The following is a 23,633-nucleotide window of genomic DNA, read 5'->3' as shown; positions in this document are numbered from 1 at the left end:
CCGTCGGATCCCGACGACTGCGCCGTACCGTTGCCTCAATTCGCCTGCAATGTCAGCACCGTAAACGTGTCCGGATGGAACACCGGGTCCGGTCTGGGTTGATCCTGACTCGGGGCCGGCTGCGTGAAATCGGCACTGAACAGGTAGGCTTGCCCGCGCTTGGCATCCAGTACCATGTTGTGTGCCCAAGGCCGTGTGCCGATCGAACCAAGCAAACGATAGCTGCCCTGAGCGCTGCGCTGAATCACTGCCAGACTCGCATCGGCGCCGCTGGGAGCCAGCAGTTGGTCGCGTTGATGGTCGTAGGCCAGCGTGTTGACCGCGTGCCCGATGGGCAGGGTATCCAGTAACTTTCCGGTCGCGAGATCTGCGATGACCAAGCGAGGCTTGTCACCCCCGCAGGCCACGAACAAACGCTGATGCACCTGATCGGCGGCGATCGCGCCGGGCTTGCTGCAGCCTTCGAAGGTCCAGAATTGCTGCTGCGCCAGCGTTGCACCGGACAGCACGGCCACTTGGTCTTCATCCCGCATGGGGACTAAAAAGGTGCCGTTATCCAGCACCAGTGGGCCATCGAGCTTTTGTGCCGGGACATCGACCGAGCCCGTCAGCCGGTCGCTTTTCGGATCGATCAGGTAGAGCGTCGAATGATCCCCACGGCGACCGCTGGTGACAATCACCCGGTCGCGACTTGCGTCGTAGAGCAGATTGTTCAGGTTGCCTGAGTCCAGTTCCAGCCGCTGCAGCACCTGCAGCCGATCCAGCGCCACGATGCTCAGCGAGCCGTCCATGTTCGCCACATACAGGCGGTTATGCCGAGGCACGAAGGTGACGGCATTGGCGCCGGCGGAATTGTCGAGTGTTTTCAACAACCGTTGCCGCTCGACGTCGAACACCGACAGCCCGTTTTCCCGGCGCGCAATGAACAAGTAAGGCCGTTGCGGATCAAGTGCGCCAAAGCCCCAACTGTGGCCTTCACCCGCCAAGGCCCGGGTGGCGCTGACGGTGTACAGCAACGGTTCGCTGGCCTGGGTCATCTGGACGCTGAAAAGGCAGGTAGCAAGGCTCGCAAGGGCCAGCAGGTTTTTTCGCAACGGCATCAATGTTCTTCACATTCCAAAGGTGTCTGGAGGTCTGGGCGCGGCCCGGGGGGCAAAACGGGGAGCATCATAGCAATCACGCGAGGGCGTTTGCTCCGGTCTTGCCGAGCAGATCGATCCGGCAGCCCGGAGACGCATCGCTGACGCTGAGTTTCATATCATGCAGGCGTGCAACGGCCGCTACCATGCTCAGCCCCAGGCCGTTGCCCGGTGTATGACGGCTTGATTCGGCCCGGTAAAGTCGGCGCAACACCGCTTCACGTTCCGCCGGCGCAATTCCCGGGCCGTTGTCCGCTACCTGAATGCCTGTCGACTCCTGATCAGCGATAACGCTCAGGCGTACCTGGCTATGGTCCGGGCTGAACTTGATGGCGTTATCCAGCAAGTTGCAGACCGCATCGAACAACAGTTGCGCATCGCCGGCGATCATCGCCGGAAGCCGGCTTTCAGTCAGCGTCAGGCTGATACCGCGCTCTTCGGCCAACGGCTCATAGAGCTCGGCGGCGTCGGCGCAGATCAGGTTCAGGTCCAGCGTCGCGAAGTGGCTGCGGCGTGCACTGTTTTCGATTTCCGAGATACGCAGCAGCGCCTTGAACGTCAGCAGCAGCGCCTTGGCTTCAGTCAAAGCGGCGTTGATGCTGGCAGCGTATTGCGCTTCATCCAGTCCGCGACGCTGGGCACGTTCAAGCCCGGCGATCAGCCGGGTCAGCGGTGTACGCAAATCGTGAGCAATGTCGTCGCACACGCCTTTGACTTCGCTCATCAGGCGTTCCAGCTCATCCAGCATGCCGTTGACCACATCCGCGAGGCGGTCGATATCGTCGTTGGTCCCTTGAATGGGCAGCCGTCCGGTGAGATCGCCTTCGATGATGCCCTTGATCGAACGACTGACTTTGTCCAGGCGCCGGTGAGCCGAATACCCCAGGGCGACTGCTCCACACAGACCGACAACCAGTAACAGCACACCGCCGGAAATCAGTGCATTGATCAACAGTTCATCGAACTCGCGGATGTCATGAACATCTTGCGCCACCATCAGGAGCTTGCCGTCGGCCTGACGGTGCACGATGAACCGCACAGGGCGGTGGTGACCGTTGGCCTTGAGCCAGCGAAACTCCTGCGGTTTGTCAAAAGCAGAGTAGGGCGGCAGTTCCTGTATGGCACCGGCGATGAACTTGCCCTGCGCATCGAACAGGCTATGCGGCAAACGCGCTTCGGCATCCTGCACGGCATGTTTGCGGATCTCCTGGAGCTGCAACTCGGGGGGCTGCGCACTGCGGTTTTCCACCTGGCGATACAACGCCGTATCGGCTTCGGTTTTCAGGTAGAACGCGGTTTGCCAATAGATGTAGCCGAACAACGCCAAGAACGAGGCGCCGAACAGGCCGAGAAACAACAGCCCGGTGCGAAAGCTGATGGTGCGCGGAATTTCACTCAGGTGAACGTAAAACATAACCGGCTCCCCGAATGGTATGGATCATCGGCAGTTCGCCTTCACCGTCGATCTTGCGGCGCAGACGACTCATGTGAACTTCAATCACGTTGGTACGTTCGTCGTAGCTGTAATTCCACACGGCCTCGAACAGCATGGTGCGCGTGACGACCTGACCGGCGTTGCGGATCAAGTGTTCGAGCAGGGCGTACTCGCGCGGCACCAGATCAATGACCCGCTCACCGCGTCGCACGGTCCGGCTCAGCAGGTCGACTTCCAGGCTGGCAACCCGTAGACGGGTTTCGCGGGCCTGCGTCGGCACTTCGTTGCGGCGACGATTCAAGGCATCCAGGCGAGCGGTCAACTCGATGAACTCGAACGGTTTGGTCAGGTAATCGTCACCACCGGCGCGCAGGCCACGGACTCGCTCATCGAGCGCACTGAGGGCGCTGAGAATCAGCACCGGCGTGGTCACACTCGCGGCGCGCAAGGACGTCAGCACGCCCAGGCCGTCGAGGCCACCGGGCAACATCCGGTCAAGCACGATCAGATCGAACGGTTCACTCAAGGCCTTGAGCAAGCCATCGCGCCCATTGTTGACGCAACTCACCGTAAATCCGTGATCAGACAGCGCCGCTTCGATTTCACGGCAGGTAGGCAAGTCGTCCTCGACGACCAGAACATGGGTCATGGCAGTTGAACCGCTCACATTGTCAGACTGAGATGGCATAGTGTGGCAAAGCTTGGCGGGGCGCCACGTTCCCGCCAGGTAAATAAAAGTTCAGGTTCGATCGATGGAGAGTTTTCCTTGCGCATTCTAGTGGTTGAAGACGACGCTCAGACGGCGGCTTATCTGGAGCGCGGATTGAGTGAAAGTGGCCACGTGGTGGATATCGCCAGCGATGGCAACAGCGGTATGGACATGGCCCTGGAGCGGATTCATGACGCCTTGATTGTCGATCGGCGCCTACCCGGCCTGGATGGCATTGGCCTGATCAAAGCCATCCGTGCACAACAGTTGCGCGTGCCGATTCTGATGCTCAGCGCGCAGTCGACCACTGCGCAAAAGGTTGAAGGGCTGCAAGCCGGGTGCGATGACTATCTGGGCAAACCTTATGCGTTCGCCGAAGTGCTGGCGCGTCTGGATGCCTTGTTGCGTGGTCGCGATCAAGTCAGCGGTCCGGCGCGGCAACTGGCGGTTGGCGAACTGCAACTGGACTGCGCCACGCGTACCGCCGTGCGCGGCGGGCGGGTCATTGCCCTGCAGCACCGCGAAGCCTTGTTGCTGGAAAAACTGATGCGCCACAGCGGGCAGGTGGTAACGCGCGACATGTTGCTCGACAGTGCCTGGAATTACGATTTCGACCCCAACGACAACGTCATCGATAAACACATCCACCGCTTGCGCCGCAAACTTGATGAGGGCTTCGCGTACTCGCTGATCAGGACGGTACCGGGCGCCGGGTACAGTTTTCAGGTCGCGCCGGTCGAGGAGTGAAGCCCGCGCTCGGGACAGTTAAATAAAAGTTTATCTGCCGGCGAACGCTCTGGCAGGCGCCCCTCGCTATCTTTCCCGCATTCGTGGCGCAGGCCACAGAGGCTCAAGCGGGGGATAGCTTGCCCATGTCAGTTACAACCTTGCCGACGCGCCGTGTACTCCGGGCGTTGCATTTATCTGTGATGTTAGTGCTTGCCGGCGCGATGACGATCGGCGGATGCTCGATGGTGCCTGAATACCGGCAACCGGATTTACCACTGGCTCGGCAATGGGACGGCGTTGCTGACTCGTCTTCAGCGGGAGGAGGGCAGTGGTGGCTGCAGTTTCACAGCGCTGAATTGGACGCGTTGATCGCCCGGGGCCTGACATCCAATTACACCCTCAAAGCGGCGGCCAGCCGCATCGACGAAGCGCGAGCATCGGCGCAGGTGGTCGGTGCCGGGCAATACCCGGCGCTGAACCTGGGCGGCAACTTCCAACGCCAGAACAATTACGGCACCACACAAAAACGCAGTGTATTTGCCGAGGCCACTTATGAAGTGGACTTCTGGGGCAAGCAGCGCGCTGCCGCCGATTCTGCGGATGCCCTGACCAAAGCGACGGTATTTGATGCCCATACTTTGCGTATGAGCCTGGGCGCGAATATCGCCGACAGTTACTTTCAGGTGCTGTCCCTGGAAGATCGGCTGCGGTTGGCGCAGTCGATTGCCGACGATGCCCGGCAGGTTCTGCAACTGGTGGAAGTCCAGGCCAGCCAGGGCTCCGTGTCGAACCTCGAAGTCGAGCAGCAGCGCAACGCCATGCAGACGTTCGAAGCCGCGATGCCTGCGTTGCGTCAGCAGCGCGATCTGGCCCTGTATCAATTGGCGGTGCTGGTAGGCGCGCAGCCTCAGGGTTTCCATGTGCAAGGTAACGGTCTGGGCGCTCTGCAAGTGCCGCACCCGGCATCGGGGCTGCCGATCGGTCTGCTGCGCCAGCGTCCGGACATTCAAGCTGCCGAGGCGCGGCTGGTGTCGGCCAATTTCGATGTCGGGGTGGCTCGCGCGGCGTTTCTGCCCAATCTGTCGCTGGACTTGCTGGGCGGTATCGACACGATCGCCGGTGGAAAAATCTGGAGCGCCATCGGCACCCTCAGCCAGCCGGTATTCGCCGGTGGCCAGCTCAATGGACAACTGCATTTTGATCAGGCGCATGTCGAGGAGCTGACTGCCAGTTACCGCGAGTCGATCATCGAAGCCTTGCAAGACGTCGAAACCCAGCTCAGCGCCGCGCGCGAACTGGATAAAAGCTACGCGCTGAACCAGTCGGCGGTGGCGTCGGCGCGCGAAGCGGCGCGGTTGGCGCAAGTGCGTTATCGACTGGGGGCAACCGATTTCCAGACTCTGCTGATCGTCGAACGCACTCAATATCAGGCCGAAGACACGCTGTTGCAGGTACACCTGCAACACCTGCAAGCCGCCGTCGGACTGTTCCGCGCGCTGGGCGGGGACTTCGCGCCGAACACCCTCGCTTCTCTCTCTCCTGCCCAGGTGGCTTACCCATGAATGTCTCCCGCTTACGTCGTCCGATTGTGTTGGGCAGTCTGTTGTTGGTCGTGCTGGCCACTGTCCTCGGTACTGCGCAATGGGTCCGCCGTGCCCAGGCCACACCGGTAAACACCGAGGCAGGCGCGGTGCCGGTTCAAATGGCTCGGGTCAGCGTCGAGGACTTGCCGATCTGGATCAGTGCCATCGGCAATGTGCAGGCACTCAACAGCGTCAATGTGCGGGTGAGGGTCGACGGCGAGCTGCAGAAAGTGCTGTTCGCCGAAGGGCAGACAGTCAATGCCGGCAGCCTGCTGGCGGTGATCGACCCGCGCGTCTATCAAGCCCAGGTGGCTCAGGCCCAGGCGCTGGTCGCCAAGGATCAGGCCCAGTTGGCCAACCTGCGGGTCAATCTCGAGCGAGCCGGGAAACTTGCCACCGCCAAGGCCGGGCCGACTCAGGACGTCGACACGTATCGCGCGGAGTTGGCGGCCCAGCAGGCCACGGTACAGGCCGATCAGGCGGCGCTGGACACTGCGCGCCTGCAGTTGGAGTTCACTCAGGTCAAGGCTCCGCTGACCGGCCGAACCGGCCAGCGCCTGCTGGATGTCGGCGCGATAGCTCATGGTGCGGAAGCTTCCGGGCTGGTAACGATCACGCAGATGAATCCGATCTCCGTGGCGTTTGCCGTGTCGCAGGACGACCTTGCAGAGATCCTCGAAGAAAACGCCAAGGGCGCGTTACAAGTGGTTGCGATGAGCCGCGACGGTCAACAGGAAATCGCCCGTGGTCAACTGAGTTTCATCGACAGCCAGGTGACCGCCGCCAGTGGTCAGATCCAGCTCAAGGCCCAGTTCGACAACAGCGCTGCAAAACTCTGGCCCGGTGAACTGGTAAGTGCGCGCCTGCTGGTACAAACCCGGCGCAATGTGGCGGTCGTGCCGGCTGAAGCCGTGCAGTTGGGACGTCAGGGCCATTTCGTTTACGTGGTCGATGCGCAGCAACGCGTGCAACCGCGACAGGTGGATGCAGCGACCGTGGTCGGCGGCAAACAATGGATACGCCAGGGACTGACGGCCGGTGAAACGGTGGTTGTGCAGGGTCAATCCCGCGTTGCGCCGGGACTGAAAGTCGTGCCGGTCAAAACGGATGCCAATGCTGATCTGGCGCAGGTGAATCCATGAACGCCCTGGCCGGTTTGATTCAACGACGGGTGGGCCTGAGCCTGTTGGCACTGGGCGTGATGCTGCTCGGTGCTTTTGCCTACTCTCAATTGCCGGTGGCGCCCTTGCCGACGGTGGATTTCCCGACCATTCAGGTCACGGCCAAGCTCTCCGGCGCCAGTGCAGAAACCATGGCGTCGTCGGTTGCCACGCCGCTGGAGCGCGCGTTTGCCGCTGTGCCCCAAGTCGCCTCGATGACCTCTTCGAGCGCCGCCGGCAAGACCCAGATCGTGCTGCAATTCGATCTGTCCCGAGACATCGATGGCGCTGCGCAGGACGTGCAGACGGCGATCAACACCGCCACTCCCAACCTGCCCAAGACCATGTCCAGCTTGCCGACCTTCAACAAGGTCAACCCGGCCGAAGGCACTGTGTTGTCACTGGCGGTCACTTCGCCAACGCGCACCTTGCCGGAGCTCGATCGCTTCGCCGACAACTACATCGCCCAGCGTCTGTCGCAGATGCCCGGGGTGGGCCTGGTGGATTTCCATGGCGAACAGAAACCGGCGGTGCGCGTACAGATTGATCCTGATGCACTCGCTGCCCGGGGGCTGACCCTTGAAGACGTGCGCAGCGTCATTGGCGTCAGCACTCTGGATCAGCCCAAGGGCAGCCTCGATGGCCCAAGCCGTTCGATCACGCTGGGTGCAACCGATCAGTTGCTGGACCCGCAGCATTATCGCGATCAGGTCATCGCCTACAAGAACGGCATGCCGATCAAACTGGGCGATCTCGGCAGGGTCATCGCCGGGGCCGAGGACACCCAGCAGGCGGCGCAATTGGGGGCCGACCCGACCGTCATCGTCGACATTCACAAGCAACCGGGTTTCAACCTGCTGTCGACCATTGCCACGATCAAGGCCAAATTGCCCGAGTTGACAGCCTCGCTGCCGCGCGATGTGCAAGTGCAGGTGGTGGGTGATCGCACCCAGACCATCGAAGCGTCAGTCAATGACATGCAGTTCACGTTGCTGTTGTCCATCGCCCTGGTGGTCGTGGTGATCTTTGTCTTCCTGCGCAAAGCCACGGCGACACTGATTCCGAGCCTGACCATTCCGCTGTCGCTGGTGGCCACGTTCGGCGTCATGTACCTGCTGGGCTACAGCCTCGACAATCTGTCGATCATGGGCCTGGCGATTGCCGTCGGGTTCGTGGTGGACGACGCCATCGTGGTCATGGAGAACATTGTCCGGCATCTGGAAATGGGTAAATCCCGACTGCAGTCGGCCGTTGACGGGATGCGGGAAGTGGCCTTCACCATTGTTTCGATGACGGTGTCGCTGATTGCGGTATTCCTGCCGATCCTGCTGATGTCGGGAATTGTCGGGCGCCTGATGCGTGAGTTTGCGGTCACGGTCAGTGTGGCAATCAGCATGTCGTGCATCGTCTCCCTGACGCTTACGCCCATGCTTTGTGCCTGGTTGCTCAAGCCTCATGACGACCAGGTGGAAGGACGTTTTGCCCAGGCCTGCGAACGAGGGTTCGCACGCGTGCACAACGGCTATCGCCGCAGTCTGGACTGGGTACTCGATCATCAGCGCACGACCCTGGCCGTGGCCATCGCGACCGTAGTCGCGACGGCAATCCTGTATGTCGGCATCCCCAAGGGCTTCTTTCCACAACAGGACAACGGCTTGATTCAGGGCGTGGCCGAAGCAGCGGCGGACATTTCTCCGCTCGCCATGCGCGCGCAGGTCAATCGCGCCGCGCAAGTGATCGGTGAAGATCCGGCGGTCGCCCGAGTGTACTTCTGGATCGGCCCGAATCCGACCGTGAGCCAGGGCAAGGTGATGATCAACCTCAAGCCGTTCAGCGAGCGCACCGTCAGCGCCGCTGAAGTCATCCGGCGCCTGCAACCGGCGCTCGACGCGTTGTCCGGGATCAAGGTGTACATGCAGGCCAACCAGGATATCCAGATTGGCGGCCGGGCCAGTAAAACCCAGTATCAATACACCTTGCAGGACCCGGACAGCGCCGAGCTGGATCACTGGAGCGCGGTGCTGCTGGCCAAACTCAAGAGCCTGCCTCAGTTGCAACATGTGACGTCCGACCAGCAGCAGGCCATTGCGCAATCGACCCTGGTCATCGACCGACCGACGGCGGCACGCCTGGGGGTGACGGTACAAGCCATCGACGATGTGCTATATGACGCGTTCGGTCAGCGGCAGATTGCGACGATGTTCACGCAACTGGATCAGAACCACGTGATTCTGGAACTCGATCCAGCCTGGCAGACATCCACTGCGACGCTTGCGCATCTGTTCGTCCGCGCCGGTTCCGGAGCGCTGGTGCCGCTGAATCTGCTGGCCAGCGTCAAGACCGAGCAGGTGCCGATCATCATCAACCATCAGGGCGTATTCCCGGCCATTACCCTGTCGTTCGATCTCGCCCCCGGTCATGCCTTGAGTGACGCAGTCAGCGCAATCAACCAGGCATCCCTGGCGGTCGCGCTGCCCGATACGGTGACGGGCAGTTTCCAGGGCACAGCCCAGGCGTTTCAGGACTCGCTCAAGTCGCAACCCTGGCTGATTCTGGCGGCGATCCTGACGGTCTACATCGTGCTTGGCGTGCTGTATGAAAATGCCATCCACCCGCTGACGATCATCTCCACGCTGCCTTCCGCCGGGTTTGGCGCGCTGCTGGCACTGATGCTCTGTGGCCAGGATCTCTCGGTATTGGGCATGATCGGGATCATTTTGCTGATTGGCATCGTCAAGAAAAACGCGATCATGATCGTCGACTTCACGTTGCAGGCGCAGCAGCAAGGTCTGTCAGCCCGCGACGCCGTCAGAGAAGCCTGCCTGCTGCGCCTGCGGCCGATTCTGATGACGTCACTTGCTGCACTTCTCGGGGCTGTTCCTCTCGCGTTCGGGCATGGCGCCGGGTCGGAACTGAGACAGCCATTGGGTATCGCGATCGTCGGTGGCCTGACGGTTTCGCAGGTGCTGACGTTGTACACGACACCTGTGGTCTATCTCTGGTTCGAACGCCGGCGCCGCGTAACCGGGCTCGACAGCGAAGGTATTGCGGTCTGAGCATGACAGCGGAGCCATACAGGAGGCGGGGGTTCAAACTGTTCGCAGGACTGGACTGATGAACGTCCACCATCGTGCAAAACACCCCTGACATCCATTCAATGGCAGAATCTCCCTGACTTGATTGTTTTGGAGAACACCATGCTTCGTGTGTTTGAACGAAGACTCGACCCTTTCCCGCCTGACGAGGTACCACCGCCGCCCAATGGCCTGGCAAAATTTCTCTGGGCCTGCACCCGGGGTGCCCGCGGTTACATCCTGGCGCTGGCGCTGCTCAGTGCCGGCGTGTCGATTTATGAGGCGTGGCTGTTTTCCTTCCTCGGCCAGGTCGTTGACCTGCTTTCGACGTGGCAGGCCGGCGGTGAAGCGGCGGTGCAGGAAAGTCGCGTGTTGTGGGGCATGGGCATCGTCATGGTGTTCAGCGTCGGGCTGGTGGCGTTGCGCACCATGGTCCAGCATCAGGTGTTGGCGATTAACCTGCCGCTGCGCCTGCGCTGGGATTTCCATCGGTTGATGCTGCGGCAGAGCCTTTCGTTTTTTTCCGATGAGTTTTCCGGCCGGGTCACGACCAAGGTGATGCAGACCGCGCTGGCGGTGCGCGACGTGCTGTTTACCATGATCGAGATTTTGCCGGGGATCGGCGTTTATTTCATTGCGATCATTGCGCTGGCCGGCGGCTTTGCGCTGAAACTGATGCTGCCGTTCCTGGCCTGGGTCGTGTTGTTCGGTCTGGCCATGTGGTACTTCGTGCCGCGCCTGGGGAAGGTCGGGCAGGAGCAGGCCAACGCGCGCTCGATGATGACTGGGCGTATCGCCGACGCCTACACCAACATCACCACGGTGAAGCTATTCTCCCACTCCAATCGGGAAGCGCATTTCGCACGGGCCGCGATGGAGGATTTCAAGCAAACCGGCTTTCGCCAGATGCGTCTGGTCAGTCTGTTCGAAATCGTCAATCAGGCACTGGTGGTGGGGTTGATCATGTCGGCCGGGGGCTATGCCCTGTGGCTGTGGCACCAGGGGGATGTCGGCGCCGGCGCCGTGGCGGCGATCACCGCCATGGCGTTGCGGATCAATGGCATGTCGAACTGGATCATGTGGCAAATGACTTCGCTGTTCGAAAGCATCGGCACCGTCCAGGACGGCATGGCGACGCTAACCCAAGGCACCAAAGTGCAGGACGCGCCTGATGCCGGTGAACTGGTGACCTCCGGTGGCGCAGTCATCTTCGACAAGGTGCGTTTCAACTACGGCGGCGAACGCCAGGTGCTCGATGGCCTGAGCCTGAGTATCCGCCCGGGCGAAAAAATCGGTCTGGTGGGCCGCTCGGGTGCGGGCAAGTCCACGCTGATCAACTTGTTGCTTCGCTTTTATGACGTCGACAGCGGGGAGATTCGCATCGACGGGCAAAATATCGCGCACGTGACGCAAGACAGCCTGCGGAGCGCCATCGGCATGGTCACGCAGGACACTTCGTTGCTGCACCGTTCCATTCGCGACAACATCGCCTACGGCCGACCCGATGCAACCGACGCGCAGATCCGCCGCGCGGCGGCCAATGCTCAGGCCGACGAGTTCATCAGCCAACTCAGCGATCGGCAAGGCCATACAGGCTACGACACGCTGGTGGGTGAGCGGGGGATCAAGCTCTCGGGCGGCCAGCGCCAACGTGTCGCGATTGCCCGGGTCATGCTCAAGAACGCGCCGATCCTGCTGCTCGACGAGGCCACCAGCGCGCTGGACTCGGAAGTCGAAGTGGCGATTCAGGAAAGCCTCGACGAGATGATGCAGGGCAAGACCGTGATCGCGATCGCCCACCGCTTGTCGACGATTGCCGCCATGGACCGGCTCATCGTCATGGACGACGGACGCATCATCGAACAGGGCACTCACTCCGAACTGCTTGAGAAGAACGGCGTCTATGCGCGGCTGTGGCAGCATCAGAGCGGCGGGTTCCTGGGGGAGGACAAGGGCGTGGTGGAGGCCTTGGATCAGGCGTAATCATCGCGCACAAAAAAACCTGCCTTGCGCCGAATGCCGATCAGTCAAGCGCGGCCCCTTTGTGGGAGCGGGCTTGCTCGCGAAAGCGTTGGGGCAGTCAACGTCAATGTTTGCTGGGCCGACGTCTTCGCGAGCAAGCCGGCGCCCACAATTGATCTTCGTTGCTTTGAGCATTGAGTTCACTTGACTGATCGGCATTAGGCCTTGCGCCGTTTTTTTTGCTTCGCATGCCTCAGAGCGCCGCTTTCACCTGCAATCCCAGCACCAGTGCATTGTCGATGTCTTGCCCGGAAAACGCGCCCGGTTCGATGATGTATTGCACATTCGGACGCAACGTCAGCCACGGGGTGGCCTGATAGCCGTAGCCGAGTTCGATCAATTGCTCGCCACTGTCCAGGTTCGGGAACGCTGCGCCATTGGCCAGCGCGGCATCCTGCTGCACGTCGCGGCTGCGCGGGTTGGGCACGGCGCGACCGTAGCCCAGGGCGACGGTGTCACGCGGGCGACCTTCGAACGGCTTGTACAGAACCAGACCGGTGCCATACCACTTGCTGAACGGCGAAGCCGCTTCACTGGCCGCCGAATACTGGCCGAAGGCGTGCAGGCTGCGGCCCTCGGACGATTGCGAACGCCACACGGCCTGATCGATCAGCAGGTAATGACCGCCACGACCGGAGACTTCTTTGTCGCTGCCGATGCGTTTCACGTCGGAGCTGTCGTAGTAGTAGCCAAGCTTGTACTCGCCCGGCAGTTCGCCCGCGTGCTTGTACACCAGCTCGAGCGGCACCACGGTGCCGGTGGTGTGTTTCGGGCCCAGATGCCAGGCACGGCTGGAGTTGCCGTTGCTCTCGGGATCGACATTGAATGCGGCCACACGCAGTTGCCAGGACGGCGACAGGTCGTACTTAACGCGCACACCCAAGTGGGCGTTGGGGTAGTTGGTCCAGCCGCTGCCGCCGGACATGTTCAGGGGGTGGCCGCAGAAACCGGCGTTCATGAAGTTGCAGAGAATGCCGCTGTCCAGGCCGCCGAGGTCGTTGCCCATGGCCATATAGCCCAGCTTCACGTTGAGCGCCGGGGTGAACAGGCTGCGCTCGTAACTCAGTTCGGTCAGGCGGGTGTAGAGCCCACCGTAGTTTTCCTGGATTGGCAGACGGTTGCCGACCAGGTCTTCGGAGGCGCTGTTGCCGCGTCGGTCGTTGATGGTCAACTGAACCTTGCCCGCGTTGTCCACGCCGTACAGTTTGCTCAGGTCGAACTGCACGCCGAGCTTGATGTTCTGCGAGTAGCGCGCCGAACGGTGCAGGCCACCCTCGGCGTTGTAGGCGGTTTCGCCGCTGTAGTCGCCGGTGAACTTGATGCCGTCCTCGTCCATCTGGTGACGCAGGCCGCCCCAGTCGCCAGTCAGGGTATTACGGGTCAACAGGTTTGAATCGGTATCCGCGAAGGCGGGCAGGGCGGCACTGCAGGTCAGGCCCAACAGCACACCGTTGACCCAGGCCGATTGAGTAAAACGAAACATGGAGATCTTCCTGCGCAAATCTATAGCGATATCGGAAAGCGGCGCCGCACCCGCAGGTGCCGCGCACAGAGAGCATGCCCGCCAGCGAGGCGGGCACTGCGGCTTACGGCAAGGCGTAAGCCATCACGTAGTCGCCGCGATCGGTCGACTGGCGCGCACCACCGGCGGTGATGACGATGTACTGCTTGCCGGTTTTCGGCGAAACATAAGTCATCGGGCCGCCCTGACTGCCCACTGGCAGACGTGCCTTCCAGACTTCTTCACCGTTGCCGCTGTTGAAGGCGCGCAGGTAGAAGTCCTGAGTACCGGCGATGAAGATCAAGCCACCTTGCGTTGACAGGGTGCCACCGAGGGTCGGCAGGCCGATCTTGATTGGCAGGTGCATGCGGATACCCAGAGGACCGGTGTCTTCAACGGTGCCGACTGGAACCTGCCAGGCGATTTTCTGCGTCTTCATGTCGATGGCGGTCAACGTGCCGAACGGCGGAGCTTGGCAAGGAATGCCGGCGACCGACAGGAAGCGGTTCTTGTTCACCGCATACGGCGTGCCTTTGAGCGGCACGGCGCCCATGCCGGTGTTCAGCGCTTCGCCACCGGAAGAGGCCTGAGCCTTGTTCTGCGACGGGATCATCTGAATCCACAGGCCCAGGCGCATGTCATTGACGAAGATGAAACCGTGGACCGGGTCAGTCGAGAGACTGCCCCAATTCATGCCGCCCAGCGAACCCGGGAAACTCAGCGATTTGTCGGTGCCCGGCGCGGTGTACAGGCCGTCATAACGCATCGATTTGAAATCGATCCGGCATAGCAGCTGGTCGTACGGCGTTGCGCCCCACATGTCGGATTCGGTCAGGTGCTGAGCACCGATCTGCGGCATGCCCAGCGATTTCGGCTGGGTTGGCGAGTAGGGCTCGCCAGGGATGTTCGCGGCTTTGACCGGCACTTCTTTAACGTCGGTCAGCGGTTTGCCAGTGGCACGATCCAACACATAGATCTGCCCGGCTTTGGTGCCGATGACCACTGCCGGTACGGTTTTGCCGTCCTTGTCGAAGTCGATCAGACTCGGCTGCATCGGCAGGTCGAAGTCCCAGAGGTCGTTGTGCACGGTCTGGAACACCCAGCGTTCATCGCCAGTGGTGGCGTCCAGCGCGAGAATCGAGGCGCCGTAGGTGTGATCGAGTTTGCTGCGCTCGACACCGTAGATATCGGTGGACGAGCTGCCCATCGGCAGGAACACGGTGTTGGTCGCCGGGTCGTAGGACATCGGAGCCCAGCTGTTCGGCGTGCTGCGCACATAGGTGCTGCCGTCGGCCGGGGCCTTTTTATCCTGCGGGTTGCCCGGGTCGAAGGCCCAGCGCATGGCTCCGGTAATCACGTCGAAACCACGGATCACGCCGCCCGGCATGTCGGTTTGCACGTTGTCGGCCACGCGACCGCCAACCACCACGGTGGTACCGGCCATCAGCGGCGCGGAGGAGAGCTGATAGTAGCTGTCCGGAACATCCCCCAGACCGGCCTTCAGATCAACCTGGCCGTTGGTGCCGAAACCCTGGCAGAACTCACCGGTATCGGCATCGACCGCAATCAGACGCGCATCGATGGTGTTGGTCAGCAAACGGCGCTGGCAGTTGGCGGCCGGCGCGGGTTTGGCTTCGATGATGCTCGAATTGCTGGGCTGAGCGATGGCTTTAGTGGCATCAAAATAAGCCATGCCACGGCAGCGCTGCCAGACTTTCGACTGGGCGTTGATCGGGTTTTTCCAGAGTTCTTTGCCGGTGTCGGCATCCAGCGCAATCAGGTTGTTGTGCGGGGTGCAGATGAACACCTTGTTGCCGATCTGCAGCGGGGTGAGCTGGTCTTCAGCGCCGTTGCCATCGCTCTCGGCGATGTCTCCGGTGTGGTAGGTCCACGCCACTTTCAGCTTGTCGACGTTATTGCGGTTGATCTGGTCCAGCGCAGCAAAGCGGCTGCCGCCTTCGGTATTACCGTAGTGCGCCCAGTCTTTTTGCGCGTTTTCCGGCTCAACCGGAGTCAGGCCCGGGCCTGTGCCTGTGGCGGCGACAGTCGGGTGCGCGACGAACATGTTGCCGGCCGCGACAGCCACACCGATAGCGAGCACAGCGGCCAGCGCATAAGCGCCGCGCCCTGGTACGCCGCCGTTGGCACGCTTGAGCAATGGATACACCAGCGCCACGACCACGCCGATGGCACTGAACATGAACAGGCGCGAGAACACCGGCCAGAACACCAGCCCGGCGTCGCTCACCGCCCAGATCGCCGTTGCGACCAGGAACGCTGCGAACAACCACGCACCGGCCGGCTTGAAGCGCGCAATCAGCAGGCCGGAAACGGCCATCGCCAAGCCACCCAGCAGGAAGTACCACGAGCCTCCCAGGCTGACCAATTTCACGCCACCAGCAGCGAGTGCCAGACCGAGCAGGGCGATGACTACGCCCAGCCCGACCAGAATGAATGTTGATATGCCCGAGAGGCGTTGACTCTGCTTCACGTTGAATGTCCCGTTGAAATGAGACGCGCATTATATAGATAGGTAACTACCTAGTTAAATCACTAATTCAGCAATGAACTGTTGTTCATTGCGAAATCCCCTTCATGAGCGGGGACTTGCGCTTTCAACGGGCTGCAAAGACATTTTTGAAAGCCTGCCAAAGAGAATTTTTGTCAGGAAAAATGTGATTTATGACAGCTGGCGTTCCGTGCCACGGTTATTGCGCAGAATCGAGAAATTCAACGCCGCAGCCACACACAGCCAGGCCAGGTAAGGAAACAGCAACAACCCGGTGATCACGTCCAGGCGCAATGCCAGAACCACCATCACCGCAACAACCAGCCACAGCAGCACAAGAATGATCATCGCCGCGACAATCCGCTGCGCACCGAAGAACACCGGCGTCCACAGCGTGTTCAGGGCGATCTGCGCCGCCCACAACGCCAGCACCTGTTGTCCGCCGGGAATGAGCGTCAAGCGGTAGCCCACCCACGCCAGCAGCAGATAGATCGTCGTCCAGGCCACCGGAAACACCCAGTTGGGCGGGGTGAACGCGGGTTTGTTGAGCCCTGCATACCATTGCCCGGGTTTGAAGATCATCCCGGTGGTTGCCGCCGCACCGCAGGCAATCAGAAAGATCAGAAAATTCACCATGTGTCGCTCCTTGGCCGCAGCCAGTCTGCTTGGGTTGCACCGCCGCAACGGCTGTTCATTCGGTTTTCGACGACATCAGATCACTGACTCGCGACACCAGCGTGTCGACGGCAAAGGGCTTTGTCAGCACTTGCATGCCCGGGCCGAGCTGCCCGGCGCCGATCACTGCGTTCTCCGCATACCCGGTAATGAACAGGGTCTTGAGGTTCGAACGGACTTCCCGACCAGCGTCGGCCAGTTGCCGACCGTTCATGCCGCCCGGCAAGCCCACATCAGTGATCAGCAAGTCAATGTGCACATCGGATCGCAACAGTTTCAGCCCGACAACACTGTCGGCGGCTTCAATCAGGGTAAAGCCCAGATCACCGAGCACTTCGGTCAGCAGCGCGCGCACCGTCGGTTCGTCATCCACCACCAGGATCGTCTCGCCGGCCTTGGGCAATGCCGCCGGCGCGGTGTCCTTGTCGTCTTGATTTTGCAGCGGCTCCCCAAAGTAACGCGGCAGGTAGATGCACATCTCGGTGCCCCGACCGACCTGCGAATGCACGCGCACCTGACCGCCGGACTGTTTGGCGAAGCCGTAGATCATCGACAGCCCCAACCCGGTGCCTTGGCCCAGCGGTTTGGTGGTGAAGAACGGATCAAAGGCCTTGGCGATCACATCGGCGGTCATGCCAGTGCCGGTGTCGGTCACGCACAGGCAAAGATATTCGCCCTCGGGCATGTCCAGCGTGTGGGCAGTCTCGGCATCCAGCGTACGATTGGCCGTCTCGATGGTGATGCGTCCGCCATCGGGCATGGCATCGCGGGCGTTGATGCACAGATTGAGCAAGGCGTTTTCCAACTGGCTGGCATCGACCAGCGTCGGCCAGAGCCCGTGAGCGCCACGGGTTTCCAGGAGAATGCTCGGGCCGACCGTGCGCTGGATCAGTTCGGTCATGCCGATCATCAGCATGTTGACATCGGTGGGCCGTGGATCGAGGGTCTGGCGTCTGGAGAACGCCAGCAGGCGGTGGGTCAGGGCAGCGGCACGTTTGACCGCGCCCTGTGCGGTCACCATGTATTTGTCGACTTCACTCAGCCGGCCCTGGTGGATGCGCGCGTCCATCAACTCCAGTGCGCCGGAAATACCGGCCAACAGATTATTGAAATCATGCGCGAGGCCACCGGTGAGCTGGCCGACGGCTTCCATCTTTTGTGACTGACGCAGTTTTTCCTCGGCTTGCATCAGCTCCGCCGTGCGCGATGACACGCGCTGCTCGAGGGTGTCGTTGAGCGCACGCAATGCAGCGATAGCACGGTCACGCTCGGCTTCGACATTGCGCCGCTCCTCGACATCGATCAGCACGCCGGGAAAGCGTAGCGGCGTTCCATCCTCCGCACAGTCAACCCGTCCGTTGGCCTCGATCCACTGGTATTTGCCGTCCGTACGGCGCACGCGGTACTGGTGCGAATAGGCGCCACCGCGGCCAATGGCTTCGTTGATCGCGGCAGTCAGGCCGTCGCGATCATCGGGGTGCACGGTGGTGATCACTTGTTCGAGGCTGAGCCCTTCGCGGCCCAACGCCGGGGCAAGATCAAACACCCGGGCGAAGGCTTCGTCCACGGCAAAGCGATCGGTGGGCAGGTCCCAGTGCCAGGTGCCGATAATGGCGCCGGCCGCGAGGGCCAGTTGCACGCGCTCCACGTTTTCCCGGGCAATCGCCTCGCTGGCCCGCAAGCGTTCTTCGGCGTCGCGGCGCTCGGTGACGTCGTTGAAGAGGATCGCGATCTGCCGGTCGGCCGGATCGCCGACACGCACCGCGCGCACGTCGAACCAGCGCTCGAAGGTATTGGCGTAATTCTCGAAATTTGCCGGTTCGCCGGTCTTGGCCACATGGCCGTAGGTTTCAAACCAGAAGCTTTCCAGATTGGGTGCGAACTCGGTTACCCACTTGCCACGCAAGTTGACTCCGCACTGGTGTTCGAACGCCGGGTTGGCCTCGACGAAGTAGTAGTCGACGGGCTTGTCGTCGGCGTCGAATTTGACTTTGACGATGGCAAACGCCGATTCGATGGTTTCCAGAATGGTGCTGAAGCGAGCCTCACTGCGGGCGAGCGCATCCCGACTGGCCTGCAGTTGCGCCGCCATATCGCGCTCGATGTCGATCGCCCGTGTGGCGACCTGAGCATTCTCGAGTGCCGCGCGTAATCGCCTGGCCTCTGACTCAAGCGCTGCGCGATCAAGATGTTTGAGGCTGTCCATCACACCTGCTTTTCCAGTTTTTTTGGGAGTTGGTCTCATGGCGCGCACCGAGGGGTTGTTCACGCCGTTCATCCGTTGACCGGGTGGGTCATCGTTAAGTTTCACCGCCAGCGCACAACGCTTGCAGGCGCAGGTTCAAATTCAAATCGACTGCCCTCTATCGAGCCGGGCCAACAGGTCTTGCCCGCGCTGCCACAGCGCCTGCTGTTTGCTCTGCGGCATGCGATCGAGGTTCTTGTACATCATCGCCATGCGCTGATTGCCGCGCAGCAGCTCACCGTGGCGCATCAGGAAATGCCAGTACAGCGCGTTGAACGGGCAGGCGTTGTCCGCCGTGCTTTCGCTGACTTTATAAGCGCAGCCACGGCAGTAATCAGACATGCGATTGATGTATTGGCCACTGGCGCAATAGGGTTTGGAGCCGAGATAACCACCATCGGCATGCATGACCATGCCCAGCGTATTGGGCAGCTCCACCCAGTCGAAGGCGTCCATGTAGATTGCCAGATACCACTCGCAGATCTGGCTCGGCGCGATGCCGGCGAGCAAGGCGAAATTACCGGTGACCATCAGTCGCTGAATGTGGTGCGCGTAGGCGTGCTGCAGACTCTGCCCGATGGCCTGACGCATACAGTTCATCTGCGTATCGCCGTTCCAGTAGAACTCGGGCAGCGCCCGGCTATTGCCGAAGGAATTGCCCAGCGCATAGTCAGGCATTTTCAGCCAGTACACGCCCCGCACATATTCGCGCCAGCCAATCAGTTGCCGAATGAAACCTTCGGCGGCATTCAGTGGCACGCTCCCGGCCCAATACGCCGACTCCACGTCGCTGCACAGTTGCCGCAAATCCAGCAAACCAATGTTGAGCGCAGCGCTGATGCGCGCATGAAACAGGAACGGCTCATCACTGGCCATGGCGTCCTGATAATCGCCAAACCCCGCCAGGCCATAATCCAGAAAATACGCCCACAGCGCTTGCGCATCGGCGTGGGTGACCGGGTAATTGAAATCGTCGAGCGCGCCGTAGTGATGGCTGAAGCGCGCCTTGACCAGCGCCAACACCTCAAGGGTGATGTCGTCATTGTGGAAGCGGGCCGGGTAGGGGGCTTTCACGCCTTTGGTTAACGCCTTGCGATTCTCGGCATCGAAATTCCACGCGCCGCCCACCGGCGAGCCGTCGCCATTGAGCAACAAGCGGCTCTTGCGACGCATCTCGCGGTAGAAGAACTCCATGCGCAGCTGCTTTTTACCTTCAGCCCACGCGGCGAACTCCGCGCGACTGCACAGAAAACGCGTGTCGACATGCCAGTGGATCGGCAAGCCACAGTCATTGATCGACTGCTCCAGCCGCCAGTCCCCGCATTCGGTGACGTGCACTTCTTCGGCCTGCAACAGCGCTTGCCAGCGCTGCAATTCACCCGGCACCGAACCGCTGTTGTGCGGATCGTCCAGGGTGACGTATTCGACGTGCACACCACGCTCTTGCAGTGCTTTGGCGAAATGGCGCATGGCACTGAAGATCAGGGCAATCTTTTGCGGGTGGTGCGGCACATGGCTGGCTTCTTCCATGACCTCGACCAACAGCACCGTGTCGCGCTCGGCATCGAGCGCCTGCAACGAAGGCAGGTCAAAGGACAGCTGATCGCCCAGCACCAGGCACAAACGGGGAATAACGTTCATTCAGTAAAACTCGGCCTCTGGTCAATCAAGGTCAGTAACGGGTCAGCGGCAACGCCTGCCGGACGGGCGCACCATTGGCGCCGATCACCAGCGCGTGATATCCGTCGCCGAGAGAAGTCATGCCCAACGAGGGATTCATTGACGTGCTCCGGCAGCCTGACGACGGAAGAACAACGTCACCTGGCCAACCTCTACGCCGAGCTTGGACATGCGGGTGCGGTTGATCAGCGTGTCCTCGTCCATCAAGTACATCCAGTCGTCCATGCTCATTTCGTAGGTCGAGTCATCGACCGGCAGGTTCAGGCGATAACGCCAGTGCAGCGTGTTGCCCGCGAGCTGGCCCTGGGCGACTCCCACCACATCATCCGCGCGACCGCTCCAGCGTCCTCCGCCCTCGGGTGTCAGGGTCCAGACGCGGCGTTGGCGAGTGCCGTCGCTGTACAGGAAGCGCTCGTCGAGAATCAGGTCGTTGCCCTCACGACGGCTGACGATGTTGACCTCGAACCGCTTGACCACCTCACCGCTGCGCTTCTGAAACATCCCCCAGGCTTTGACGGGCTGGCTGAAAAAACGCTGTAAATCGAATGCCGGTTGCTGGTCCGCATAACGGGCGACATCCACGCTGCCGCAGCTCGCAACACTGAGTACCAGCGCCAGTAACAGCAAAAGTCGGGGCATTGCCTTACTCCCTGAGTGCAAAGCTGATGAGGGTGAAATGCCGAATTCCGGTCTTGTACAGTGAGCAAGCCCTGTACATGTTTATCGTCGACCAGTGCGCGGCAGAAACGCCTGACGCGCCGTCGAGCTGTTGCGAAAGGCACCCAGCATCACCGAGGGCGTCATGATCGAATTCCGCTTCTCTACGCCGCGCTTCGACGAATCCAAAAGCGCCTTCGCGCTGGGGACTCCGGCCAACACCGACGAGAATTTCACGGTAATGGCTGGCAAGTAGCGGGTTCATTCCGGGTTCTCGCGGCGGTGCCGTGCGTGAAGACCAATCCATAGCTCAAGAGTTATACGTACTTTTGCATCTTGTATAGGTTTTACTCAAGATAGGCTGAAAGAAACCACCTGACAATGAATCGGCAATCTTTTTTGTGCAGATGCGAAAACCTCGCAGCGCGGCGCGCGAGGTTGTTGGTGTAGCGGGGAGGAAAGGGTGCGCTCCCGAGGAAGTGGGAGCGCGGGTGTGCGTCGGGGGATTTATTCGCCGTAGATCGGGTAATCCACATAGCCTTCGGCATTGCCGCCGTAGACCGTGGCCGGGTTCAGGGGATTGAGTGGCCAGTCATTGGCGATGCGCGCCGGCAGGTCCGGGTTGGCCATGAACGGCCGGCCGAACGCCACCAGATCCGCCAGACCCGATTCAAGCAATTGCGCACCGGACTCGGCGTTGTAGCGCCCGGCATAGATGATCGCGCCACTGAAGGTGTCCCGCACGGCGCGACGGAAAGTGTGTGGCATCGCCGGCGCATCGTCCCAGTCGGCTTCGGCAATCGAAAGGTAAGCAATGCCCACGTCCTCAAGCACTTTGATCGCTTCAATGTAGGTGGTGTGGGGGTCCTCTTCGACCAGGCCCAGATAGGTGCGCGCTTCGTCTGTGGTAGTGAACAACGGGGCGAAACGTACGCCAACTTTTTCCTTGCCGATGCACTCGGCGACGCCAGACACCACTTCACGCAGAAACCGCAGGCGATTGTGCAGAGAGCCACCGTACTGATCGGTTCGCACATTGCTGTGAGCGGAAATGAACTGGTTCACCAGATACCCGTTGGCACAGTGCAATTCGATGCCGTCGAAGCCGGCGTCCATGGCATTGCGCGCCGCTTGAATGTAGAGCTGAACCAGTTCCTGAACTTCATCGGTGCTCAGCGCTCGCGGGGTTGATGGCGCAACCAGCTCGCCGGCACCCGGAGCGGTTTCGATAAAAACGCTGACTCGATCGGTGGCGATAGCGGAAGCCGACACCGGCGCCGCGCCATTGGGTTGCAGCGCAGTGTGGGATACGCGGCCTACGTGCCACAGCTGAGCGAAAATCACCCCGCCCTCGGCATGCACGGCCTCAGTGACCAGACGCCAACCGGCAATTTGTTCAGCGGTGTGAATGCCTGGAGTCCAGGCGTAGCCCTGACCGCGTGGCTCGATCTGCGTGCCTTCAGTGACAAGCAGACCGGCGCCGGCGCGTTGCTGGTAATACTCGGCCATCAATGCATTGGCAATATTGCCCGGTTGCGAACTGCGCTGGCGGGTGAGGGGAGGCAAGACGATGCGGTTCTTCAAGGTGTGCAGGCCCAAGGTGACGGGGGTGAAGAAAGGGCTGTTTTTCATGTGATTCCTGTTCTGGCCTTATTAGACCAGTCGACTATTAATGCGGTAAAAAAAACACCGTGCAGGACGTGCACGGTGCATGGGACGTTGATTCGCTAGCCGTCAGGCGAGCATTTTCAGCAATTTTTCGGCGACGGCCGCCGAACTCGCAGGGTTTTGACCGGTTACCAGTTGCCCATCAGCGACGACATGAACCTGCCAGTCCGCCACTTTCGAGTAGCGACCGCCGAGACGTTGGAATTCATCCTCGATCAAGAACGGCACGACATCCGTCAGGCCGACTGCCGCTTCTTCAGCATTGGTGAAACCGGTCACGTCTCGGCCCTGAATCAGCGGCTTGCCATCGGCGGCAACCACGTGTCGCAGCACGCCCGGCGCGTGGCAGACGAAACCATGAGGCTTGTTGCTGCGGTCGAAGGCTTCGATCAAGGCGATCGAATGCTGGTCTTCGGCCAGATCCCACAACGGGCCATGACCACCCGGGTAGAAGACGGCATCGAAATCGTCAGCGCTGACCTCCGCCAAAAGCCCGGTATTGGCCAGTGCCTGTTGGGCAGCAGGGTCGTTGCGAAACCGATCGGTTTCGGCGGTTTGCGCACCGGGCTCATCACTTTTCGGATCGAGCGGTGGCTGGCCACCAGCGGGGGAAACCAGAGTGATCTGCGCGCCGGCATCCTTGAAGGCGTAGTAGGGGGCTGCAAACTCTTCGAGCCAGAAGCCGGTTTTCTTGCCGGTGTTACCGAGCTGATCGTGGGAAGTCAGAACCATCAAGATTTTCATAGCGCACCCTGGGTTGGTGTGGTGTCGGTGAAGCTGTTCACGTTCGACACCGTCGGAAGGATTGACGGGGCACAGCATAGAATCCAATTAGACCGGTCGTCTA

The 23,633-nt window shown here is 60.9% G+C and carries 16 protein-coding genes; 5 read left to right on the top strand and 11 right to left on the bottom strand.

Translation table 11 applies throughout. From position 1 onward, the window contains the following. Positions 1–35 precede the first annotated feature (35 nt). From AC1UK9_RS14240 to AC1UK9_RS14230, 3 genes are all read right to left on the bottom strand, one after another. Entirely contained in the window at positions 36–1,100 is a 1,065-nt protein-coding gene (locus tag AC1UK9_RS14240; RefSeq protein ID WP_482577723.1) for a YncE family protein, read from the bottom strand. Between the two features lie 76 nt (positions 1,101–1,176). Next, positions 1,177–2,553: a sensor histidine kinase gene (locus AC1UK9_RS14235; protein ID WP_025109689.1), complete on the bottom strand. Its 1,377-nt coding sequence runs from the start codon at positions 2,551–2,553 to the stop codon at positions 1,177–1,179. Further along, positions 2,531–3,223 carry a response regulator transcription factor gene (locus tag AC1UK9_RS14230; protein ID WP_473015758.1) on the bottom strand — a complete coding sequence of 231 codons (693 nt, stop codon included), beginning with the start codon at positions 3,221–3,223 and terminating at the stop codon, positions 2,531–2,533. Before AC1UK9_RS14230 ends, AC1UK9_RS14235 begins: the two co-directional genes overlap by 23 nt. Before the next feature lie 117 nt (positions 3,224–3,340). Between AC1UK9_RS14230 and AC1UK9_RS14225 the strand changes: the two genes are divergently transcribed. The 5 genes from AC1UK9_RS14225 to AC1UK9_RS14205 all read left to right on the top strand — a co-directional run bounded on the left by AC1UK9_RS14225 (position 3,341) and on the right by AC1UK9_RS14205 (position 11,812). Next, positions 3,341–4,030: a response regulator transcription factor gene (locus AC1UK9_RS14225; protein WP_482577722.1), complete on the top strand. Its 690-nt coding sequence runs from the start codon at positions 3,341–3,343 to the stop codon at positions 4,028–4,030. 224 nt (positions 4,031–4,254) lie between these two features. Further along, on the top strand, positions 4,255–5,574 hold the full coding sequence (locus AC1UK9_RS14220) for an efflux transporter outer membrane subunit (RefSeq protein WP_482577721.1): 1,320 nt from the start codon (positions 4,255–4,257) through the stop codon (positions 5,572–5,574). Next, the gene (locus AC1UK9_RS14215) at positions 5,571–6,737 is read left to right on the top strand and encodes an efflux RND transporter periplasmic adaptor subunit (RefSeq protein WP_482577719.1); all 1,167 of its coding nucleotides are present in this window, start codon (positions 5,571–5,573) and stop codon (positions 6,735–6,737) included. The genes AC1UK9_RS14220 and AC1UK9_RS14215 overlap by 4 nt, the downstream gene beginning before the upstream one ends. After that, complete coding sequence (locus AC1UK9_RS14210) at positions 6,734–9,811, top strand: efflux RND transporter permease subunit (protein ID WP_482577718.1); 3,078 nt, start codon at positions 6,734–6,736, stop codon at positions 9,809–9,811. Before AC1UK9_RS14215 ends, AC1UK9_RS14210 begins: the two co-directional genes overlap by 4 nt. A 141-nt stretch (positions 9,812–9,952) precedes the next feature. Next, complete coding sequence (locus AC1UK9_RS14205) at positions 9,953–11,812, top strand: ABC transporter ATP-binding protein (protein ID WP_473015753.1); 1,860 nt, start codon at positions 9,953–9,955, stop codon at positions 11,810–11,812. A 232-nt stretch (positions 11,813–12,044) separates the two neighbouring features. Here the strand turns inward: AC1UK9_RS14205 and AC1UK9_RS14200 are convergent, their stop codons facing one another. From AC1UK9_RS14200 to AC1UK9_RS14165, 8 genes are all read right to left on the bottom strand, one after another. Next, positions 12,045–13,334, bottom strand: a complete 1,290-nt coding sequence (locus tag AC1UK9_RS14200) for a carbohydrate porin (RefSeq protein ID WP_482577716.1) — start codon at positions 13,332–13,334, stop codon at positions 12,045–12,047. A 103-nt stretch (positions 13,335–13,437) separates the two neighbouring features. After that, the gene (locus AC1UK9_RS14195) at positions 13,438–15,843 is read right to left on the bottom strand and encodes a glucose/quinate/shikimate family membrane-bound PQQ-dependent dehydrogenase (RefSeq protein WP_482577715.1); all 2,406 of its coding nucleotides are present in this window, start codon (positions 15,841–15,843) and stop codon (positions 13,438–13,440) included. A gap of 189 nt (positions 15,844–16,032) precedes the next feature. After that, positions 16,033–16,494 (bottom strand): tryptophan-rich sensory protein TspO, encoded by a 462-nt coding sequence (gene tspO, locus AC1UK9_RS14190; protein WP_473015995.1) that lies wholly within the window; start codon positions 16,492–16,494, stop codon positions 16,033–16,035. A 58-nt stretch (positions 16,495–16,552) separates the two neighbouring features. Continuing rightward, positions 16,553–18,742, bottom strand: a complete 2,190-nt coding sequence (locus AC1UK9_RS14185) for an ATP-binding protein (protein ID WP_482577714.1) — start codon at positions 18,740–18,742, stop codon at positions 16,553–16,555. A gap of 141 nt (positions 18,743–18,883) precedes the next feature. Beyond that, positions 18,884–20,422, bottom strand: coding sequence for a cryptochrome/photolyase family protein (locus AC1UK9_RS14180; RefSeq protein ID WP_482577713.1), 1,539 nt, complete (start codon positions 20,420–20,422; stop codon positions 18,884–18,886). Positions 20,423–20,557: 135 nt separating this feature from the next. Continuing rightward, positions 20,558–21,100, bottom strand: coding sequence for a DUF3833 domain-containing protein (locus tag AC1UK9_RS14175; RefSeq protein WP_482577712.1), 543 nt, complete (start codon positions 21,098–21,100; stop codon positions 20,558–20,560). Positions 21,101–21,625: 525 nt separating this feature from the next. After that, positions 21,626–22,750, bottom strand: coding sequence for an alkene reductase (locus AC1UK9_RS14170; protein ID WP_482577711.1), 1,125 nt, complete (start codon positions 22,748–22,750; stop codon positions 21,626–21,628). Between the two features lie 102 nt (positions 22,751–22,852). Beyond that, a complete protein-coding gene (locus AC1UK9_RS14165; protein ID WP_482577710.1) occupies positions 22,853–23,530 on the bottom strand; it encodes a type 1 glutamine amidotransferase domain-containing protein in 678 nt (225 codons plus the stop codon). Positions 23,531–23,633: the final 103 nt, after the last annotated feature.

It is taken from the genome of Pseudomonas sp. AK-TSAG1-1, from assembly GCF_056821665.1.
The sequence above is the reverse complement of the archived record's forward strand: the minus strand, read 5'-3'. Positions and strand labels throughout refer to the sequence as shown.

Coding starts and splice junctions, on each gene's coding strand:
- AC1UK9_RS14240 (WP_482577723.1), bottom strand. CDS start 1,100: ATGCCGTTGCGAAAAAACCTGCTGGCCCTTGCGAGCCTTGCTACCTGC.
- AC1UK9_RS14235 (WP_025109689.1), bottom strand. CDS start 2,553: ATGTTTTACGTTCACCTGAGTGAAATTCCGCGCACCATCAGCTTTCGC.
- AC1UK9_RS14230 (WP_473015758.1), bottom strand. CDS start 3,223: ATGACCCATGTTCTGGTCGTCGAGGACGACTTGCCTACCTGCCGTGAA.
- AC1UK9_RS14220 (WP_482577721.1), top strand. CDS start 4,255: ATGGTGCCTGAATACCGGCAACCGGATTTACCACTGGCTCGGCAATGG.
- AC1UK9_RS14215 (WP_482577719.1), top strand. CDS start 5,571: ATGAATGTCTCCCGCTTACGTCGTCCGATTGTGTTGGGCAGTCTGTTG.
- AC1UK9_RS14210 (WP_482577718.1), top strand. CDS start 6,734: ATGAACGCCCTGGCCGGTTTGATTCAACGACGGGTGGGCCTGAGCCTG.
- AC1UK9_RS14205 (WP_473015753.1), top strand. CDS start 9,953: ATGCTTCGTGTGTTTGAACGAAGACTCGACCCTTTCCCGCCTGACGAG.
- AC1UK9_RS14200 (WP_482577716.1), bottom strand. CDS start 13,334: ATGTTTCGTTTTACTCAATCGGCCTGGGTCAACGGTGTGCTGTTGGGC.
- AC1UK9_RS14185 (WP_482577714.1), bottom strand. CDS start 18,742: ATGGACAGCCTCAAACATCTTGATCGCGCAGCGCTTGAGTCAGAGGCC.
- AC1UK9_RS14180 (WP_482577713.1), bottom strand. CDS start 20,422: ATGAACGTTATTCCCCGTTTGTGCCTGGTGCTGGGCGATCAGCTGTCC.
- AC1UK9_RS14175 (WP_482577712.1), bottom strand. CDS start 21,100: ATGCCCCGACTTTTGCTGTTACTGGCGCTGGTACTCAGTGTTGCGAGC.
- AC1UK9_RS14170 (WP_482577711.1), bottom strand. CDS start 22,750: ATGAAAAACAGCCCTTTCTTCACCCCCGTCACCTTGGGCCTGCACACC.
- AC1UK9_RS14165 (WP_482577710.1), bottom strand. CDS start 23,530: ATGAAAATCTTGATGGTTCTGACTTCCCACGATCAGCTCGGTAACACC.